15 protein-coding genes and 1 tRNA gene are annotated in these 16743 nt (G+C 31.3%); 9 read left to right on the top strand and 7 right to left on the bottom strand.

Annotation, left to right across the window (positions count from 1 at the left end; genetic code table 11):
• Window positions 1-64 precede the first annotated feature (64 nt).
• On the bottom strand, window positions 65-2188 hold the full coding sequence (locus DMB71_RS17750) for a Tex family protein (protein ID WP_111368340.1): 2124 nt from the start codon (window positions 2186-2188) through the stop codon (window positions 65-67).
• A gap of 117 nt (window positions 2189-2305) precedes the next feature.
• Here DMB71_RS17750 and DMB71_RS17745 point away from each other — a divergent pair, with 117 nt between their 5' ends.
• Window positions 2306-2575 (top strand): DUF1294 domain-containing protein, encoded by a 270-nt coding sequence (locus tag DMB71_RS17745; protein ID WP_111368338.1) that lies wholly within the window; start codon window positions 2306-2308, stop codon window positions 2573-2575.
• A gap of 140 nt (window positions 2576-2715) precedes the next feature.
• Here the strand turns inward: DMB71_RS17745 and rpiB are convergent, their stop codons facing one another.
• Together rpiB and DMB71_RS17730 are read right to left on the bottom strand one after the other, a co-directional pair.
• Window positions 2716-3147: a ribose 5-phosphate isomerase B gene (rpiB, locus tag DMB71_RS17740; protein ID WP_008465784.1), complete on the bottom strand. Its 432-nt coding sequence runs from the start codon at window positions 3145-3147 to the stop codon at window positions 2716-2718.
• Window positions 3148-3987: 840 nt separating this feature from the next.
• Window positions 3988-4221, bottom strand: a complete 234-nt coding sequence (locus DMB71_RS17730; RefSeq protein WP_111368335.1) for a putative signal transducing protein — start codon at window positions 4219-4221, stop codon at window positions 3988-3990.
• 110 nt (window positions 4222-4331) lie between these two features.
• On the opposite strand from DMB71_RS17730, the gene rnr reads away from it, so the two are divergent.
• Genes rnr through DMB71_RS17715 form a run of 3 tightly spaced genes read left to right on the top strand, consistent with a single transcriptional unit; the run spans window position 4332 to window position 7900 of the window.
• Window positions 4332-6515, top strand: a complete 2184-nt coding sequence (gene rnr, locus DMB71_RS17725; RefSeq protein WP_111368333.1) for a ribonuclease R — start codon at window positions 4332-4334, stop codon at window positions 6513-6515.
• A gap of 22 nt (window positions 6516-6537) precedes the next feature.
• Window positions 6538-7206 carry a head GIN domain-containing protein gene (locus tag DMB71_RS17720; RefSeq protein ID WP_111368332.1) on the top strand — a complete coding sequence of 223 codons (669 nt, stop codon included), beginning with the start codon at window positions 6538-6540 and terminating at the stop codon, window positions 7204-7206.
• 13 nt (window positions 7207-7219) lie between these two features.
• A complete protein-coding gene (locus DMB71_RS17715) occupies window positions 7220-7900 on the top strand; it encodes a LysE family translocator (RefSeq protein ID WP_111368330.1) in 681 nt (226 codons plus the stop codon).
• A gap of 434 nt (window positions 7901-8334) precedes the next feature.
• On the opposite strand, the gene DMB71_RS22010 is transcribed toward DMB71_RS17715, so the two are convergent.
• Both DMB71_RS22010 and folB read right to left on the bottom strand, forming a co-directional pair.
• A tRNA-Cys gene (locus tag DMB71_RS22010) sits at window positions 8335-8405 on the bottom strand.
• A 94-nt stretch (window positions 8406-8499) separates the two neighbouring features.
• Complete coding sequence (gene folB, locus DMB71_RS17710) at window positions 8500-8859, bottom strand: dihydroneopterin aldolase (RefSeq protein WP_111368329.1); 360 nt, start codon at window positions 8857-8859, stop codon at window positions 8500-8502.
• Between the two features lie 107 nt (window positions 8860-8966).
• On the opposite strand from folB, the gene DMB71_RS17705 reads away from it, so the two are divergent.
• The 5 genes from DMB71_RS17705 (at window position 8967) to DMB71_RS17685 (ending at window position 13881) form a co-directional block, all read left to right on the top strand.
• On the top strand, window positions 8967-11084 hold the full coding sequence (locus DMB71_RS17705; RefSeq protein WP_111368327.1) for a glutamine--tRNA ligase/YqeY domain fusion protein: 2118 nt from the start codon (window positions 8967-8969) through the stop codon (window positions 11082-11084).
• Window positions 11085-12299: 1215 nt separating this feature from the next.
• Complete coding sequence (locus tag DMB71_RS17700) at window positions 12300-12779, top strand: hypothetical protein (RefSeq protein WP_111368326.1); 480 nt, start codon at window positions 12300-12302, stop codon at window positions 12777-12779.
• 93 nt (window positions 12780-12872) lie between these two features.
• Window positions 12873-13199, top strand: a complete 327-nt coding sequence (locus DMB71_RS17695) for a YtxH domain-containing protein (protein ID WP_008465774.1) — start codon at window positions 12873-12875, stop codon at window positions 13197-13199.
• A gap of 74 nt (window positions 13200-13273) precedes the next feature.
• Window positions 13274-13624 (top strand): competence protein, encoded by a 351-nt coding sequence (locus DMB71_RS17690; protein ID WP_111368324.1) that lies wholly within the window; start codon window positions 13274-13276, stop codon window positions 13622-13624.
• A 2-nt stretch (window positions 13625-13626) separates the two neighbouring features.
• A complete protein-coding gene (locus DMB71_RS17685; RefSeq protein WP_111368323.1) occupies window positions 13627-13881 on the top strand; it encodes a DUF6327 family protein in 255 nt (84 codons plus the stop codon).
• Between the two features lie 20 nt (window positions 13882-13901).
• On the opposite strand, the gene DMB71_RS17680 is transcribed toward DMB71_RS17685, so the two are convergent.
• Both DMB71_RS17680 and gltX read right to left on the bottom strand, forming a co-directional pair.
• Window positions 13902-14885, bottom strand: coding sequence for an SPFH domain-containing protein (locus tag DMB71_RS17680; RefSeq protein ID WP_111368321.1), 984 nt, complete (start codon window positions 14883-14885; stop codon window positions 13902-13904).
• Between the two features lie 255 nt (window positions 14886-15140).
• Window positions 15141-16646, bottom strand: a complete 1506-nt coding sequence (gltX, locus tag DMB71_RS17675; protein WP_111368320.1) for a glutamate--tRNA ligase — start codon at window positions 16644-16646, stop codon at window positions 15141-15143.
• Between the last annotated feature and the right edge of the window lie 97 nt (window positions 16647-16743).

Genomic DNA, 16743 nt, shown 5'->3' with positions numbered 1-16743 from the left:
TGGGATTTTTTTATTTAAAGATTCCAACCATTTTGGAATTTGGAATTTAGAAAATTGGAATTTTTTATAAAATCATCGTCAACTGAATTCTCTTTCTATCCTCATCAACCTCAGTCACTTTCACATCTACATGCTGATGCAGTTTCACAACTTCGTTTACATCGCTTACATAGCCCGATTTTAACTGCGAAATATGCACTAAACCACTTTCTTTGATCCCGATGTCAACAAAACAGCCAAAGTTGGTAATGTTATTAACAATTCCTGGCAATATCATTCCTGTTTTCAAATCTTTGATTGATTTTACATTCGCATCAAATTCAAAAACCTTAGCAGACTTTCTTGGATCCAAACCAGGCTTTTCAAGCTCTTTTATGATGTCTTTCAGCGTCAATAAACCAATTTCTGGTGTTACATACTTTTCTGGCTTAATAAGCGCTGTTTTTTCTTTATTTGCAATTAATTCGTTTAGAGAAATATTCAAATCCTTCGCCATCTTTTCAACAACCGGATAAGCTTCTGGATGCACCGCCGAATTATCCAACGGATTTTTAGCATTTGTAATTCTAATAAACGCTGCCCCTTGCTGATACGCTTTGTCTCCTAAACGAGGCACTTTTTTCAGCTGTTTTCTATCTTCAAAAGGTCCGTTTTCAGAACGGTATTGAACGATGTTTTCAGCCAGCTTCTCCCCGATTCCACTCACATAACTTAGTAAATGTTTACTAGCAGTGTTAATATTGATTCCAACCGAGTTTACGCAGCGAATTACCGTGCTATCCAATTCTTCTTTAAGTTTCGTCTGGTCAACATCGTGCTGATACTGCCCTACTCCAATGGCTTTCGGATCGATTTTTACCAATTCGGCTAAAGGATCTGAAAGTCGTCTTCCAATAGAAACCGAACCACGAACGGTTACATCATAATCTGGAAATTCTTCTCTCGCAATTTTTGAAGCCGAATAAACTGAAGCTCCTGCCTCAGAAACCACAAAAACCTGAACTGGTTTGTCGAACGCAATTTTTTTGATGAAAAATTCGGTTTCGCGCGAAGCTGTTCCATTTCCAATAGAAATAGCATCAATTTGATACGCGTTTACCATCGAACGGATTTTCTTGATCGCCATTGTTTCCTCATTTTGAGGCGCATGCGGATAAATGGTTTCGTTGTATAATAAATCACCTTTTTCGTCTAAACAAACTACTTTACAACCGCTTCTAAATCCTGGATCGATTGCCAAAATACGTTTTTCGCCTAATGGAGGAGCCAATAACAACTGACCTAAATTGTTAGCAAAAACCTGAATAGAATTAGCATCAGCTTTTGCTTTTGCTTCTTGCAAAGTTTCATTTCCAATTGCTGGATTCAATAGACGTTTATAACTATCTTCAATTGCCAGCTGCAAATGTGATGTTGAATTGTTTTGTTTTTTGATGATAATTTCGTCTATAACATCGTAGGCATCGTCGATATCAACATCAATTTTCATTTTTATAAAACCTTCATTTTCTGCACGAAGCATTGCTAATAAACGGTGCGCTGGCGCTTTTGTCAAAGATTCTTCCCAATCAAAATACTGGTTGAACTTTTGCGCACCTTCTTCCTCTGCTTTCTTTTTAACCACTTTTGTAGCAATCGTCGCTTTTCGCTGAAACAATCTTCTTAATTGTTTACGAACATAGATATTTTCGTTAATCCATTCGGCAACAATGTCTCTTGCACCCTGAATGGCAGCTTCTTCGTTAATAACATTTTCATTAATGTATTGCGTCGAAATGAAATCAAAATCAACATCGCTTTCAGACATTATTAATTTTGCCAAAGGCTCTAATCCGAATTCGCGCGCCACATCGGCTTTTGTTTTTTTCTTCTTTTTATACGGAAGGTAAAAATCTTCTATTTCTTGTAAATCAAAACTGTCTTCAATTTTTTTCTTCAAATCTGGCGTAAGCGCTTTCTGCTCTTCGATCGATTTTAAAACCGCTTCTTTACGTTTTATAAGTGTATCGTATTCTTTCTGCAGTTTTGCAATCTGTTCAATTACAGTTTCATCAAGGTTTCCGGTTGCGTCTTTTCGGTATCGCGAAATAAACGGAATCGTACAATCTTCTTCTAATAATTTAACTGTGTTTTGAATACTTGCTGCTGGCGCCTGAACAGACTTGGCAATGAATTGAATATTAGTCATACTTTTTAATGAAATGATTTTCTTACTTAAAAATGATATAATTTACTTGTTAAAGCGTTTCTGCAAAATAGTAAATCATTCGGCTAAAATAATATCTTTGTTTTTAATTTTAAGACAATGGAAGTTTTATTACTATATTTTTTATTTATAAACATTCTCGTTTTTATTTTCGCGGGATATGACAAATACCAAGCTAGAAAAAATAACCGACGAATTCCTGAAAAAACCTTGTTTATCATGGCTTTAACGGGTGGCTCACCAGGGTTATTAACAGCGATGTTATTATTTAGACATAAAACGAGTAAAACTTCTTTTATTGTAAAGTTCGTTGTGATTTTAGGAATTCAATTAGCACTTATAATTGCTTATTTAAACTATAAAAAGTAGATATTAACATTGTTGATAACTCAAAAAATACATTTTAAAACACTGAATAATAAATACTTAAAATAAAAAACCGAGCAAATTAAAAATCGGCCCGGTGTGTTAATTAATAGGTGCGAAGCACCGAATTTTTTTTTGACTTTTTATGCGCAAGCAATTTTATTCACTCTATTTTGGTGTCTTCCGCCTTCAAAAGCTGTATCCAAGAAAGTTTCAACAATTTCAACAGCTTGATGAATAGATGTAAATCTCGCTGGAATACTCACAATATTGGCATCATTGTGTAAACGTGTTAAATAAGCGATTTCTTTAGTCCAGCATAAGCCAGCTCTCACTTTCGGGTGTTTATTAACAGTCATTGCTATTCCATTTCCGCTTCCGCAGATTACAATTCCAAAATCAGCTTTTCCTTCAGATACATCATTCGCAACGGGATGCCCGAAATCTGGATAATCTACAGAAGCATCAGTATCTGTACCGTAATTAGTTACTTCATATCCTCTAGCTTTCAGCATTTCAACAATTGCTTTTTTATATTCTGGACCTGCGTGATCGTTTCCTATCGAAATTTTCATTTTTCTATTACTATTAAGTTGTGTTATGCAAATTTAATTAAAGAATACGGAAGTAAATCTTTTTTAGAAAGGAAAATATAGATTTCAGCCACGAATTCACGAATAATCAACAATCTTAAAATTCTATAACTTTACTTCGTCAAAGTATTTGAAAAATTCGTGAATTCGTGGCTAATCTCAACTATCTTACTGTCAAAATCTTATAGGTTATTAACAATTTTAATAAGTATATAACTATCTCACAATCAATGAAGAATAAACATAATATTTGTTAAAATTTTGAGGTGTTAATAGCGGTTTGTAATTGCTTGATATTCAATTAACTTTAAGTTAACAGAAAATGTTAATAAGTTCGAAAAGAAAATTAGAAGTTTTTTTTGGTTGTTTACAAAAATTTCATAATCCAAAAGTGAAATTAAATATGCAAGAAAAGTTTCGTGAATTTTTGGAAAAGTTATCAATATCAAAAATACCATTTTCAACAGAAATCAACATATCAACTTATCTACAAAATCAATTCAATTTTGGTTGTCAACCGTTGTTAATTAAAATACAAAAAGTCTTATAAATTAATCATTTAACCAAAAATAACTATGTTGATAACTCAGAATAAATAAGTAAAACGAGATTTCAATGGCTTCAAAAAAAAAATTATTCGACATATTAACAAGCTATAATAACAACCAAATTTTTTTAAATTTTTAAAAATCTTTTTTGTTGTATTTAATATATGTTGAAAACTAAAAAAGTTGAAATTGAAAAATTTTATTTTTTGAATTGAATTTTACTTCTGATTTGAAATTGATTTTTGAAATTGGAATTGATTTTTGAATTTTTGTTTCAGACGATTTTGAGAGGATTGTTGAGATTGTCCAAAATTTGCTGAACTTCTTCGAAATCGTTTGGATGAACTTTGAGTTTGATTCCGCCCAGTGCGTTGGAGTAAAATGGCATGACAGAGAGCGTCATTTCATTTTCGAAAAAATAAGGAATTCCTTCTTGTTCTAGTAAGTGTTTGAGAACTACGGTTTCGTGCAGATAATTGAATACGGCGATCGTTTTAAAGCTTTCCATTTTAGGTCTTTTTGTAAATGTACGAAAAGTTATAATTTTAATAATTCTATTTGTTAAAATCTGTAATCTGATTTCTTATTCGTAATTTTAAACCTTATTAGAAAAGATATATGAGTAAGAAAATTAGAAAGCCGATAAAAAAAGAGAAAGATTTCTCTGGGAAGATCCTAAAGATTTTATCGCAAAATGCTAATAAGCCATTCAATTACAAACAGATAGGAGCAAAGCTAGAACTTGATGATACAAAAAGCAGAAATCAGATTATAAAAGATCTAAAGATTCTCGCAGCTCAGAAGAAAATTATAGAAGCAGAACCTGGAAAATACTTAGTAAAAGCCATTAGCCAGGATTACTACGAAGGAACAATTGATATGACGAGCAGAAAAACGGCATATTTTATTTGTGACGAGTTTGAAGAAGATGTTTTTATTCCGACCAATAATTTGAATCGTGCTTTAGACAAAGACAAAGTAAAAGTTTACGTTTATAACAGAAGAAAAGGAAAAAGACCTGAAGGTGAAGTAATTGAAGTTATAGAAAGAGATAAAACAGAGTTTGTAGGTGTAATAGATATGCAGCCAAATTTTGCTTTTGTTTCTACTGCAAATCCTAAAATGTATACCGATATTTTTATCCCTAAAGATAAAATTGGTGAAGCTGAAAACGGTGATGTTGTGTTGGTTAAGATTGAAGACTGGCCAAAAAGAGCAGATAGTCCGTTTGGATCTGTAATTCGAGTTTTAGGAAAACCTGGAGAACATAATACTGAAATTCATGCTATTTTGGCTGAATACGGTTTGCCAGCAGATTTTCCTGTTGAAGTAGAGGTATTTGCACAAAAACTGGATACTTCGATTCAGGAATCTGAGATTGCAAAACGTCGCGATATGCGTGATACGCTCACATTTACGATAGATCCAAAAGATGCAAAAGATTTTGATGATGCCTTGTCTTTCAAAAAGTTAGAAAACGGAAACTTCGAAATCGGAATTCATATTGCAGACGTTTCGTATTACTTGGAAGAAGGAACAATCCTTGATGATGAAGCTTATCAGAGAGCCACTTCGGTTTATTTGGTAGATAGAGTAGTGCCAATGCTTCCGGAAGTATTGTCTAACTTTGCTTGTTCACTTCGTCCAAATGAGGAGAAATACACATTCTCTGCAATATTTGAAGTTTCTCCAACAGCTCAGGTTATCAACCAATGGTTTGGAAGAACAGTAATTTATTCAGATCAGCGTTTTGCTTACGAAGAAGCTCAGCATATTATTGAGACAAAAGGAAATAATGCGATTCCAGTTGATATTTCTATTACTGGAGAATCTTACGTTGTTTCAGATGAAATTGTTGAAGCTACTTTGAAATTAGATGAATTAGCTAAGATTTTAAGAAAGAAAAGAATGCAGCAAGGCGCTATTTCTTTTGATAAAGTGGAAGTGAAATTTAATCTTAACGAAGAAGGAGAACCAGAAGGAGTATATTTTAAAATATCAAAAGATGCGAATCATTTGATTGAAGAATTTATGCTTTTGGCTAATAGAAAAGTGGCTGAATATATTGGAAAACAAAAGAAAACCTTTGTTTACCGTATTCACGATGAACCAAATGAAGATAAACTGATTGCAATGCAAACTGTTATTGCTAAGTTTGGTTATAAAATTGATTTTAGAACAAAAGGCGATATAGCAAAATCAATAAATGCTTTAATGGAAGAAGTAAACGGTAAGAAAGAACAAAATCTTATTGATACTCTTGCTATTAGAAGTATGAGTAAAGCCAAATATTCTACAGATAATATTGGTCATTATGGTTTAGCTTTTGATTATTACAGCCATTTTACATCGCCAATTCGTCGTTATCCAGACGTAATGGTACATCGTTTGCTGCAATATTATCTAGATGGAGGAGCTTCTGTAGATGAAGAGACTTACGAAACAAAATGTCTGCACTGTTCAAACATGGAAAACTTAGCAACAAATGCTGAGCGTGACAGTATCAAATACATGCAGGTTAAATACATGCAGGATCATCAGGATGAAGAATTCCTTGGAGTTATTTCTGGTGTGACCGAATGGGGAATTTATGTTGAAATCGTTTCTAACAAATGCGAAGGAATGGTAAGAATCAGAGAAATAAAAGAAGATTACTATACTTTTGACGAAAGGCAATATGCATTGGTTGGAGCAACTTCAAACCGTTTACTGCAATTAGGAGACGAAATTTATGTGAAAGTAAAAAATGCCGACTTAGTGAAAAAACAACTGGATTTTCATTTTTTAAGACGTGCAGAATAAATATTAATTTAAAAATAAAAGTATGAAAAAGCTAATTATAGGAGCAGCAATTTTATTTGTACAAATATCTTTTGGTCAGGTTACCAAACAGTTAGGTGATTTTGATACCGTAAAAGTATTTGATAAATTAAGTGTAAAATTGGTTCAAGGATCTGAGAATAAAATTGTAATAAAAGGAACAAGAGAAGCAGAAGTTGAAGCTGTTAATAAAAATGGTATTTTAAAATTAAGAATGCCTTTTCCAAAACTTCTTTCTGGAAATGATCTTGATATAACTTTGTACTATAAACACATCGAATTGATTGATGTAAACGAAGGAGCTGAAGTAAAGAGTAGTGAAGCTATCAAAGCTACTTCTTTTAAAGTGAGTGCTCAGGAAGGCGGTCTTATAAATGTTGATTTGGATGTTGATAAGCTAAAAGTAAGCTCAGTTTCTGGAGGTAAAATTACATTAACTGGAAAGGCTGCTAATCAAGATGCAAGTTTAGGAGCTGGAGGTTATTTACTAGCAAGTAAACTTAGCACATCTCAGACAACTGTAAGCGTTTCTGCGGGAGGAAAAGCAGATGTTAATGCTTCAACCCTTGTCGATGCAAAAGTGAGCGCAGGAGGCTCTATTTACATTTATGGAAAACCAAAGCAAATAAACCAGAAAACTGTTTTTGGTGGTAAAATAGAAGAAGTAAAATAACAAGTAGTAATTGATGATTAACGATATTCTAGCGGGACTTCCCTGGGGACTTGTTCTTAGTTTTATGGTAGGTCCTGTATTTTTTGTTTTATTAGAAACCAGCATTACAAAAGGATTCAGAGCTGCAATTGTTTTTGATTTTGGCGTAGTTTTAGGAGATATTTTCTTTATAGCTATTGCTTATCTTGGAAGTTATAGATTGATTTCTAGTTTAAAAGACGATCCAGCACTTTTTATTTTTGGAGGAATAATTATGCTTACTTATGGTATTATTTCGTTTGTAAAGCTAAAGAAAGAAGAAAAAATAAACGATGAAGAAATTGATCGTGATATTCTAAAAAGAAACTACGGCAGTCTATTTGTAAAAGGCTTTTTATTGAACGTTATCAACATTGGTGTTCTTGGTTTTTGGCTTGCCGTTATTATTTCTGTTGGACCAAAATTAGATATGCAGACTCCAAGAATGATGACATTTTTTACTGCTGTAATTATCACATATTTGTTAATTGACTGTGCTAAGATTTTATTAGCCAAACAGTTGAAATCAAAAATGACTCCAACTAATATTCTTAAAATTAAAAAAGGAATTAGCGTGGTTTTAATGATTTTCGGATTTGCTTTAGTAATTCAAGGATGGTTTCCGAAAGAGAAAGAAATGGTTAAAAATGCTTTCGAAAGAATAGAAAAGAAATAGTTGTTAATAACTCAAAATTATAAAATTAAACCTCTGAATTTCAGAGGTTTTTTTGTGTTTATAAGTCATTTCGAGGAACAAAGTAATTTCATAAGGACTTTGAAAAAGTTGACTTTGTTTGTCATTTCGACGAAGGAGAAATCTCCGCAAGTAACTCCGCAACAATTATCCAATCTTTGTAGAGCTTCTCGTGGAGATTTCTCCTTCGTCGAAATGACAAGATTGTGGTAAAATAGCAAACCCGACAGGTTTTTAAAACCTGTCGGGTTTATTTACAAGCTTTAATAATTAATTTTTTCTAAAAATTAGACATAAAAAAACCTTCAAATTGCTTTGAATGTTTTGAGGCATCGTCTGGGTTCGAACGTATATTTTAATTAATTTTTTCTAAAAATTAGACATAAAAAAACCTTCAAATTGCTTTGAAGGTTTTGAGGCATCGTCCGGATTCGAACCGGAGTAGGAGCTTTTGCAGAGCCCAGCCTAGCCGCTCGGCCACGACGCCATTACTTGAACGGTTGGCAAAAGTAACTAAAATCTTTAAATTTCAAAAGTTTCATAGTAACTATTTTAAAATTTTACGATTTTAATTTTGAACATTACTTTCTAATTTCCGTCATTTTTATAGTAACTGACTCAACATCACCACCAATAGGCGGATTAATTTTAGAAACCCAAACTGTTGTTTTTTCTACTGTTTCTATCTCTGCCAGTACGCGAATATTGATTCTTTTAGCTACATGTTCTAATAAATGCGAACGAACTGCCATTTCTTCCGTCACAATTTTGTTCAAATGTACATAATCTACAGTATCTAAAAGATGATCTGTTTCTGCTGATTTCTGTAAATTGGTTTTAATTTTTAGATCAACAGTGTAATCAGATCCAATTTTTCCTTCTTCAATTAAACATCCGTGGTAAGAAAAAGTACGAATGTTTTTAAGTTTAATAACTCCCATTTTTATGTTGTTTCACGTTTAAAGTTTCAGGTTTTGCGCTAGTTAAATAACTTTAAACCTGAAACCTGAAACCTTTTTTTTATCTTTGCTAAAATTACTATAAAATAATGGCATCAGAAGAGAAATCACTCAATTTTATTGAACAAATCATAGAGGAAGACGTAAAATCAGGTCTTTCAAATACTAAACTTCGCTTTCGTTTTCCACCAGAACCTAATGGTTATTTACACATTGGGCACGCGAGTTCTATTGCGTTAAATTTTGGTTTAGGAATTGATTATCAATCTCCTGTGAATTTACGTTTTGATGATACAAACCCTGAAAAAGAAGAACAGGAATTTGTTGATGCTATTAAAAAAGATGTAGAATGGCTGGGTTACAAATGGGCAGAGGAATGTTATGCATCTGATTATTTCCAACAATTGTATGATTGGGCAGTTTTATTAATTAAAAAGGATAAAGCTTATGTTGATAGTCAGACTTCTGAAGAAATGGCAATCCAAAAAGGAACTCCAACAACTCCAGGAACTGATAGTCCATACAGAAATCGTTCAGTTGAAGAAAACTTAGATTTGTTCGAAAGAATGAAAAACGGTGAATTTGAGGCTGGTACACATATTCTTCGTGCAAAAATTGACATGAAATCAACAAACATGTTAATGCGTGATCCAATTATGTATAGAATTTTACACAAACATCACCACAGAACAGGAGATGCTTGGAAAATCTATCCAATGTACGATTGGGCACACGGTCAAAGTGATTATTTAGAGCAAATTTCACATTCATTCTGTACACTAGAATTCTTGCCTCACCGTGAATTATACGATTGGTTTTTAGATCAAATTTTTGATGAAAATAAATTGCGTCCAAAGCAAAGAGAATTTGCTAGACGTAACTTATCACATACTGTTGTTAGTAAAAGAAAATTACAGCAACTAGTTAAAGAAAAGCATGTTAACGGTTGGGATGATCCAAGAATGTCAACTATTTCTGGATTAAGAAGACGTGGTTATACAGCAGCTTCTTTGCGTAATTTTGCTAATACAATTGGTATTGCAAAACGTGATAATTTAATAAATGTATCAGTTTTAGAATTCTGTATTCGTGAAGATTTGAACAAAATTGCACCTCGTGTAATGGCTGTTTTAGATCCTGTAAAATTGGTAATTACCAATTATCCAGAAGGAAAAGAGGAGTGGTTGGAAGCTGAAAACAATCAGGAAGATGAAAATGCTGGTTTCAGAAAAGTACCTTTTTCTCGTGAATTATACATTGAAAGAGAAGACTTTTTGGAAGAAGCTCCAGCTAAATTTTTCCGTTTGACTTTAGGAAAAGAAGTTCGTCTTAAAAATGCTTATATCATTAAAGGTGAATCAGTTGTAAAAGATTCAGAAGGTAATATTACTGAAATTCATGTAACGTATGATACCGATTCTCTAAGCGGAAGCGGAACAGAAGCAAGCCAAAGAAAAGTATCTGGAACATTGCATTGGGTTTCAATTCAGCATGCTTTAGAAGCAGAAGTTCGTTTGTACGATCGTTTGTTTACAGATGAAGCTCCAGACAGTTATAAAGAGAAAAATTTCTTAGATTTTGTGAATCCAAATTCGTTAGAAATTGTAACCGGATATGTTGAACCAAGTTTATCAACAGCTCAAAATGAAGACAAATTCCAGTTTCAACGTTTAGGATATTTTACTGTTGATAAAGACTCAACTCCTTCAAAATTAGTGTTTAACAAAACAGTTGGATTGAAAGATGCTTGGGAAGAAAAAGGTAAAAAAGAAGAAAACAGTATTAATAATTCTTTGAAAGATATCAACAAATATTTTAAAGTTGAAACTAAAGCTGAAAGAATTGCAATTGAAAGTGCGATAGGAGAGAACATAAAAAACATCTCTACTTTTTCTCTTTTGCAGAATTCTTTAAAGAAGAATATCAACAATAATAAGGCTTCGCTGTTGTTTTCTCAGTTTATTTTAAAATATTCAAACTGGAAATCTACCGATTTTGAAGAAGATGATATTAAGAAATTATATTCAATGTCTTTAAAAAGTGAATCAACTTATGTAAGATCAAAAGCACTTTTAAATTTAAGAGATATTGAAAGTGAAGATTTGAGAAATCAGTTTTCAGATGAAATTTTGAAATTATATTCAAATCCACCAAAAAATGCTTCGGAAAGAGAAATTGAAATTCTTTCTGAAATGGTGAAGAAGTAATATCAACTAAATTTATGAAAAGCGCTTTTATAAGCGCTTTTTTTTATTATATAGATTTACTATCGATATTTAAAATTTTATAATTTTTATAGATTAAAAGTGACTCTCATAAATTGATTTTAATCAAAAATAAAAAAAGGTTGGATAACTAATTCAATTTTTAAATTTTGATTTATTAAAAGCCTTTATTTTAATTTTTACCTTTTTTAGCTCCCAATTTTGCTATCATACTTCAAAGTATAGTTTTAAATAATGTGATTTTATATTTTTAATAGCTTTTATATATTATTTATAGAATCTATTAATTTTAAAATTTTAATTAATTTAATAGATTAAAAGTGACCTTCATAAATTATTTTTAAGGTAAAATAAAAAATAGTCGAATAGAGAAGACCTTTTTTCTTTTTTCATTCAGTAAAACTCTTTATTTTGATTTTTTACTTTTTTAATTCCAATTTTCTTCGCAAAAATCTAAAATTAAAGTTTTTTCTTATTTTTTTAATTTTTGACTTCAATTTTTATGATTATAAGTTTTGATTATTATTTTTTATATAATTTAGTTTTTAATTATTATTTATAAAATTAACTATGAAAGTTGAAACTATAGTTTTTGATTATTTTTTAATTTTTCGATTTCGATTTTTTGCTTATAAATTTTAATTATTAATTTTTATAAAACTTAATTTTTAATTATTATTTATAAAAATGATTAAAAATATATAAACCATAGTTTTTATAGATTAATTTTAACCTTCATAAATTGATTTTAAGACGTTTTTAAAACTTAATTGATAGATAACTTATTTTTTGAATTATCGTTTATTTACGGTCTTTATTTTAGTTTTTACTGTTATTTTGGTCAGTTTAACGGGTTGTTAACACACAATTGTTTATAAAACTGCTATTTTTAACTCAATACCAAAAGTCAGAGATGATTTTTGTAAAAAATTAAAATTTGCCGAAAAGAATCTAAGTTGAAATTTATTGTTTTTAGAAACTCGTAATTTTTATAATAATAGATTTTCAAAACTGATTTCCTAAGAAAACAATTTTATGTTCTCATTTTTATTATGATGTAGATTTGATAATATTTCCCGTAAAAGATATTTTTTCAAATGGTGTCATAATGTACAAAATTCCATAATGTTGAATTTGAGTGAAAGTTTAGTTTTTAAATTTCAGGTCTGACAATTTTTAATTTAAATCTAATTTATCATGAAAATTTTATATTTCGCCGTAGCATTATTATTTGCAAACGTAGCAATTTCGCAGACACATCAAATTACAAAACACAACGGAGAACAGCTTGATGTAAATTTTATTAAAAACGAGAATGGTTTTGTTTATTATTCTTTAAACGGAAGTTCTGAAGAAATCAAAATCAGTAAATATGCAGTTTCATCTATTACAAATAAAGAAACAAAACAAACACAAAAAGTTTCTGATAAAATAGTAGTAGATTCAAAAGACGATTACAAAATGGTAACTGTTCTTCCACAAGACAAAACAATAGGACTGAAACAGGCAGCTAGTTTTACAGGAGTCTCAACAAGGACAAAGGGTGAACCGCCAATTGCAAATCAGAACCAGACTGCTATGAGAATTAAATCTAAATCGGCTTCAAATGGTTATCCTTTTGTTAGCATTGTTGAAAAAGCAGATGGTAAGTACGAAGCTGTAGCTTATGTGTATTAATAATATTGTTAATTTTTTGTAAATTACAATTAATCAAAGTTTTATCACTTTAAAAAAGAGTATCTTTATTAATAATTTTAAATTGTAACTATCATGTCTAAGAATTTAAATACAGCTGCAGCAATTTTAGCAGCAGCAGCAGCAGGAGCTGCAATCGGAATTTTATTTGCACCAGATAAAGGATCTAAAACTCGAGCAAAAATTAAAGAAGGTTTAGATGATGCAAGACATAATTTGAAAGATTCATTTGATGCAAGTTCAGAAGTTTTACGTGAAAAGTTTGCTCATGCAAAGAAAAACTTAGATGGAACTTATGAAGATTTACTTTCAAATATGAGTTACAAAACAGAAGAAGTGATCACTTTTTTAGAAAGTAAACTTGCTGAACTAAAAGCACACAACGCTAAACTTCAGAAATAATATTTTGATAAAGCACATTACTTGCTTATTTTTATAAGACAGTTTTGTGCTTTTTTATTTTAAAATTATAATTTATGGCTTTTGAAGAATTAAAAGAAAACACTGAAAAAGTTCAAGATCAGGCTAAAGAATACATTGAAAGTCATTTAGCTTATTATAAACTTTGGGGTTTTAAGGTTGCGATGAAATCGACAACTTTGATCTTTAAGTTTACCTTGATTTTATTATGTTTCAGTATGGTTTTGATTTTTGGATCTTTTGCCGCAGCGTATGCTTTTGGTTCTTTGTTTGAAAATAATGCTCTCGGATTTTTGGCAGTAGGAGGGATCTATCTTTTCTTTACCATTTTACTTTTCTTTGTAAAGGACAAGTTTGTTGAAGGACCAATTTTGGAGAAATTTTCAGAAATCTTTTTTAATGATTAATTATGGAAAGAAAAAAATACTCTTCGTATGCTGAGATTGAAAGAGATCTAGAAATTCTGAAACTTGAGAAAGAAATTAATTATCAGAAATTGGTTTTGAGTTTTCAGAAAACTAAAGAAAGCATCACACCGCAAAATATTGTAAATGGTTTCATTTCATCTTACACCGGTTATGTCAAGAAATCATTTCCAGAAATTTTACAGTCTATTTTACCATTTATTATCAATTGGTTTATAAATAAAAAAAGAGGCAATTAAGCCTCTTTTTTATTTTCAAATTATTGTTGAACATCTGGTTGAACATCATCTTCGTAGCCAGATTCTCTGTGAGTTGGTTTTGGTTTTTCAATTTTTTTATTGGTCTTTTTCATCATTTCTCCAACTTGGTTTGAAGCTGTAAAAGAAGCAACCATGTTATTCAACATGTCACTTCCAGCTTGTGGTGAATTTGGAAGAAGAATTAAGTTTGAGTTTGTATCTGATCCAATAGATTGTAAAGTGTCATAATGCTGCGTAACTACGATTAGGGCAGAAGCTTCTTGAGAATTGATTCCAACTTGGTTCAAAACTTCAACACTTTCAACCAAACCTCTTGCAATTTCACGACGTTGGTCTGCTATACCTTGACCTTGTAAACGTTTACTTTCAGCTTCAGCTTTTGCTTTAGCAACAATTCTAATTCTTGAACTTTCAGCTTCAAATTCTGCAGCCGTTTTTTCTCTATCAGCAGCATTGATTCTGTTCATTGCATTTTTTACCTGGATGTCTGGATCTATATCAGTAACCAAAGTGTTGATGATATCATATCCGTAAGTAGACATTGCTTCGTTCAATTCACGTTTTACTGCAACAGCAATATCATCTTTTCTTTCAAAAACATCATCCAATTTTAGTTTCGGAACTTCAGCACGAACCACATCAAATACATAAGAAGTAATCTGATCGTGCGGATATTCTAATTTGTAAAATGCTTCGTAAACTTTATCTTGAATCACTTTGAACTGAACAGAAACTTTCATTTTGATGAAAACGTTGTCTCTAGTTTTAGTTTCAATGATAACATCTAGTTGCTGAATTTTAAGATTTACTCTTCCGGCCAATCTATCAACCATCGGAATTTTAAGTTGTAATCCTGAATTTCTAACACTCTGAAATTTTCCAAAACGTTCGATAATTACAGAAGATTGTTGTTTCACAGTAAAGAACGACGACATGAAAATGAAGAATGCCAATACTAAAAAGATAATAAATGCTGTACTCATGGTTATTTAGTTTAATTTATGAATTTGGTAATTTACGAAAATTCTTCTAAAATAAAATTTTCAAACATTAAAAAAACGCTAAGAACATTTTTGAGATGTTGCTTAGCGTTTGCTTTTTTTTTACCATTAAGGCATTAAGTTAATTAAGTCAAGCTTTGTCAAGATAATTAAGCTTAGCTTTATGAACTTAAATCTTATACTATTTTTACCATCAAGTAAAGCTTAATTAACTTAATATCTTAATGGTAAATTTTTTTACAAAGTAGAAATTGCTTTCTGAATTCTAGAAATAGTTTCTTCTTTTCCAATGATTTCAACAATGTCAAATAGGTGAGGGCCTTTCAAAGCTCCAACCAAACTTAAGCGGAAAGGTTGCATTACTTTCCCCATTCCGATTTCGTTTTTGGTTAACCAATCTTTCACGATTGCTTCAATATTTGCAGAAGTAAAATCTTCAATATTTTCTAAAACAGAAATCAATTCCTGCATTAAAGTTGGAGTTTCTTCTTTCCAGTTTTTACTTGCTTTCTCATCATAAGATGTTGGCGCCTGGAAAAAGAAATCAGTCAAATCCCAAAATTCAGAAACAAAGTTTGCTCTTTCTTTGATAAGCGAAACAATACGTGTTGTCACTTCGAGCGGAGTCGAGAAGCCTTTTTCTTCTAAAATAGGAGAGAAGGTTTTCGCTAAATCTGCATTATTTTGTTTTACTAAATATTGGTGATTGAACCATTTGTTTTTTTCGGGATCAAATTTAGCTCCAGCTTTGTGAACTCTATTTAAGTCAAAAGATTGTGCTAATTCTTCTAAAGAAAATAATTCTTTATCAGTTCCATCATTCCAACCAAGTAGAGCAAGGAAGTTTACAACTGCTTCTGGGAAAAATCCTTTTTCTCTATAACCAGATGAAACACCTTCTTCAGTTTTCCATTCTAAAGGAAATACTGGGAATCCCATTTTGTCTCCATCTCTTTTTGATAATTTTCCATTTCCAACTGGTTTCAAAATCAAAGGTAAATGAGCAAACTCTGGAGCTTCCCAACCAAATGCTTTATATAATAAAACGTGAAGTGGCATAGAAGGTAACCATTCTTCACCACGAATTACATGCGAAGTTTCCATCAAATGATCATCCACAATATTAGCTAAATGATATGTTGGCATTCCGTCACTTTTGAATAGAACTTTATCATCCAAAAGATTAGTTTCAAACTTAACATCGCCACGAATGATATCTTTCAAATGCAAAGTTTCATCAACCGGAGTTTTAAAACGAATTACGTAATGTTCTCCATTTGCAATTCTTTTAGCAGTTTCATCAGCAGAAATTACCAGTGATGTATCTAACTTTTCACGATTGTGGTGATTGTAAATAAATGTTTTTCCTTCAGCTTCGTGTTGTTTTCTATGTGCATCCAAAGCTTCAGGAGTATCAAAAGCATAATATGCCCAACCAGAATTGATCAACTGATCTGCATATTGTTGGTATAAATCTTTACGTTCGCTTTGTCTGTATGGACCAAATTTTTCATTTTTCCCAACTGTTTCTTCAGGAGCAATTCCTAACCATTCTAGAGCTTCCATAATGTAAGCCTCTGCACCTGGAACAAAACGAGTCTGATCTGTATCTTCAATTCTCAGATAAAAAACACCGTTATGTTTTTTTGCAAATAAATAATTAAATAAGGCAGTACGAACTCCGCCAATATGTAACGGTCCAGTCGGACTTGGTGCAAAACGCACACGAACTTGCTTTGACATTTGTTTAAAATTTTGTTGCAAAGATACGACTCTGAATTAGAAAATTAGGTAATGAGAAAATTAGATAATTCGTCGTGTTAAGCTTAATTGACTAATT

Origin of the sequence: Flavobacterium tistrianum, assembly GCF_003254545.1 — a bacterium.
Taxonomy (GTDB): Bacteria; Bacteroidota; Bacteroidia; order Flavobacteriales; family Flavobacteriaceae; genus Flavobacterium; species Flavobacterium tistrianum.
The sequence above is the reverse complement of the archived record's forward strand: the minus strand, read 5'-3'. Positions and strand labels throughout refer to the sequence as shown.